The 589-nt window shown below is 76.2% G+C and carries 1 protein-coding gene; it reads right to left on the bottom strand.

Annotation, left to right across the window (positions count from 1 at the left end; translation table 11 throughout):
• A partial coding sequence (locus DEIPI_RS0114345; RefSeq protein WP_211238301.1) for an FGGY family carbohydrate kinase occupies positions 1 to 589 on the bottom strand: 589 nt, incomplete at both ends.

The following is a 589-nucleotide window of genomic DNA, read 5'->3' as shown; positions in this document are numbered from 1 at the left end:
CACCGCCCCGCTCGTGCCGAGCGACACGGCCGCCACGCCGCCCGCCGTGGCGTGGGAGCCGAGGTTGGCGAGCGCCCCGTCGTTCCCGCCGATCACGAGGGGCGTGTCCGGACGCAGGCCCGTCGCGGACGCCATGTCCGGGAGGAGGCGCGGGAGTCGCGCGAGGGGCGACACGAGCGGCGAGAGCCTCTCGGGCGTGACCCGCGCGAGCCGCAGTGCTTCCGGGTCCCAGTCGAGAAGGCGGGCGTCCATGAGGCCCGTCGCGGAGGCGACGGAGTGGTCCACGGCCCACTCGCCGCACAGGGCGCGCGTGACGTACTCCTTGACGGAGACGAAGCGCGCGGCGCGCGCGAGGTCCGGGCGCTCCTCGTGGATCCAGCGGAGCTTCGCGAGCGGCGACATCGCGAAGGGCGGCGTGCCGGTCCGGGTGTACGTGCCGAGGGCGTCCTCGTGCTCGCGCAGGTGGTTCGCCCAGCGTCCGGGGCGCCCGTCGGCCCAGGTGAGCGCCCGACCCAGCGGCCGCCCCTCTCCGTCCACGGGCAGGACGCTGTGCATCGCGCCGCTGAAGCTCACGCCGCGCACGTTCGCC

This window comes from Deinococcus pimensis DSM 21231 (assembly GCF_000519345.1).
GTDB lineage: Bacteria > Deinococcota > Deinococci > Deinococcales > Deinococcaceae > Deinococcus_A > Deinococcus_A pimensis.
Note: the sequence above shows the minus strand (reverse complement) of the source record. Positions and strands in the feature narration are given on the sequence as shown.